The sequence below is a fragment of the Litoreibacter albidus genome, assembly GCF_900107015.1.
GTDB classification, from domain to species: Bacteria; Pseudomonadota; Alphaproteobacteria; order Rhodobacterales; family Rhodobacteraceae; genus Litoreibacter; species Litoreibacter albidus.
This window is the reverse complement of sequence record NZ_FNOI01000007.1, coordinates 180,001-182,956: the sequence shown is the minus strand read 5'-3', so window position 1 is coordinate 182,956 and position 2,956 is coordinate 180,001. Positions and strand designations below refer to the sequence as shown.

The window sequence follows — 2,956 nt, the reverse complement described above, 5'->3', positions numbered from 1 at the left end:
GGCGCGTGTTGTGGGGTTACAGGATTTTGGGGGCTTGATCTGGCCTTAAAACGCAAACGCCCACCGTTTTACGGGTGGGCTGTTTTCTAGGTTTGGTTGCGGGAGTAGGATTTGAACCTACGACCTTCAGGTTATGAGCCTGACGAGCTACCGGGCTGCTCCATCCCGCGCCATTTGGCCTGATTAGAGGCCTGTTCTGCGCTTGCCTCTAGAACTAAATTTAGGAGAGGCGCATCGGTTAGAGAGATACGATTGATGTTGCTTGTTAGGTTTGGCGGTGACCTACTCTCCCACGTCTTAAGACGCAGTACCATCGGCGCGACGGCACTTAACGGCCGAGTTCGGGATGGGATCGGGTGTTTTGCTCGCGCTATGACCACCAAACCAAACAAACAACATCAGTTTAAACACTCAGATGTTTAAACTGTGTGGCAAAGTCATATTCGTAAGAATGTGACAGCCACCCAGTAGTTATAAACATCTAAGTGTCCAAACAAATTTCTAATCCAAGTCACTTACACATATGTGTAGCTTTTGAAGTCCAGCTTCTACTGGATCAAATCAAGCCTATCGAACAATTAGTACCAGTCAACTGAACGCATTGCTGCGCTTACATCTCTGGCCTATCGACGAGGTGGTCTACCTCGGTTCTCAGGGATACCTTGTTTTGAGGGGGGCTTCCCGCTTAGATGCCTTCAGCGGTTATCCTTTCCGAACATAGCTACCCAGCACTGCCATTGGCATGACAACTGGTCCACCAGTGGTTCGTTCACCCCGGTCCTCTCGTACTAGGGGCAACTCCTCTCAAGTATCCTACACCCACGGCAGATAGGGACCGAACTGTCTCACGACGTTCTAAACCCAGCTCACGTACCTCTTTAAACGGCGAACAGCCGTACCCTTGGGACCTGCTCCAGCCCCAGGATGAGATGAGCCGACATCGAGGTGCCAAACGGTGCCGTCGATATGGACTCTTGGGCACCATCAGCCTGTTATCCCCGGCGTACCTTTTATCCGTTGAGCGATGGCCCTTCCACTCGGGACCACCGGATCACTATGACCGACTTTCGTCTCTGCTCGACTTGTCAGTCTCGCAGTCAGGCTGGCTTCTGCCATTGCACTCAACGACCGATTTCCGACCGGTCTGAGCCAACCTTCGCGCGCCTCCGTTACTGTTTAGGAGGCGACCGCCCCAGTCAAACTACCCGCCACACAGGGTCCCGGATCCGGATAACGGACCGCGGTTAGACATCAAGCAGAACAGGGGTGGTATCTCAAAGGAGGCTCCCCAGAAACTGGCGTCTCTGGTTCAAAGCCTACCACCTATTCTGCACATGTTGTGCCTGATGCCAGTGTGAAGCTGTAGTAAAGGTGCACGGGGTCTTTCCGTCTAACCGCGGGAAGCCTGCATCTTGACAGGCAATTCAATTTCGCTGAGTCGATGTTGGAGACAGCGGGGAAGTCGTTACGCCATTCGTGCAGGTCGGAACTTACCCGACAAGGAATTTCGCTACCTTAGGACCGTTATAGTTACGGCCGCCGTTTACCTGGGCTTCAATTCGGAGCTTGCACTCCTCCTTTTAACCTTCAGGCACCGGGCAGGCGTCAGACCCTATACGTCGTCTTACGACTTCGCAGAGCCCTGTGTTTTTAGTAAACAGTCGCCACCCCCTGGTTTGTGCCCCCAGTCAATACTTGCGTAGAAACTGGGCCTCCTTCTCGCGAACTTACGGAGGTATTTTGCCGAGTTCCTTCAACATCGTTCTCTCAAGCGCCTTGGTATTCTCTACCAGTCCACCTGTGTCGGTTTAGGGTACGATCTTATAGAGGGGCTATTTCCAGGAACCTCTAAGCAGCCCATTCAATCCGATAAGGATGAACTACCTTCGAGATCCGTCACCACCTCATGGCCCAGGAATATTAACCTGGTTCCCATCGACTACGCCTTTCGGCCTCGCCTTAGGGGTCGGCTTACCCTGCTCAGATTAGCTTTAAGCAGGAACCCTTGGACTTTCGGCGACAGGGTCTCTCACCCTGTTTGTCGCTACTCATGTCATCATTCTCGCTAGTGATCTCTCCACCGGATGGCTCACGCCCCGGCTTCACAGAAAACTCAATGCCTCCTATGCACTACAAGTAGTGCAAAAGAGGCGTAGAGTTATGTCACACTACGCTCCGCTACCATGCCTTACGGCATCCTAAGCTTCGGCTCATGGCTTGAGCCCCGTTACATCTTCGCCGCAGGACAACTTAAATTAGACCAGTGAGCTGTTACGCTATCTTTAAAGGATGGCTGCTTCTAAGCCAACCTCCTGGTTGTTTTGGTCGTCCCACCTGCTTTCCCACTTAGCCATGAATTAGGGGCCTTAGCTGTAGGTCAGGGTTGTTTCCCTCTTCACGACGGACGTTAGCACCCGCCGTGTGTCTGCCAGATATTACTCCCGGGTATTCGGAGTTTGGTTAGGATCAGTAAGACGGTGAGTCCCCATTACCCATCCAGTGCTCTACCCCCCGGGGTATTCGTCTGACGCTCTACCTAAATAGATTTCGCGGAGAACCAGCTATCTCCGAGTTTGATTGGCCTTTCACCCCTAGGCACAATTCATCCCGACCTTTTTCAACAGGTGTGGGTTCGGACCTCCAGTTAGTGTTACCTAACCTTCATCCTGATCATGCCTAGATCACTCGGTTTCGGGTCTGATCCATCTAACTCATTCGCCCTATTAAGACTCGCTTTCGCTGCGCCTACACCTAACGGCTTAAGCTTGCTAGATAGACCAAGTCGATGACCCATTATACAAAAGGTACGCTGTCACCCCTCAAGGAGGCTCCAACTGTTTGTAGGCGACCGGTTTCAGAAACTGTTTCACTCCCCTTGTCGGGGTGCTTTTCACCTTTCCCTCACGGTACTGGTTCACTATCGGTCAGTAAGGAGTACTTAGCCTTAGAGGGTGGT

Annotated in this window: 1 tRNA gene and 2 rRNA genes (1 of these 3 cut by a window edge); all 3 read right to left on the bottom strand. The window is 52.2% G+C overall.

What is annotated here, in order from left to right:
• Positions 1-93 precede the first annotated feature (93 nt).
• Positions 94-170: transfer RNA gene (locus tag BLW66_RS15145), tRNA-Met, on the bottom strand.
• 99 nt (positions 171-269) lie between these two features.
• Positions 270-384: ribosomal RNA gene (rrf, locus tag BLW66_RS15140) — 5S ribosomal RNA — on the bottom strand.
• A 173-nt stretch (positions 385-557) separates the two neighbouring features.
• Positions 558-2,956: ribosomal RNA gene (locus BLW66_RS15135) — 23S ribosomal RNA — on the bottom strand; it runs 435 nt beyond the window's last position.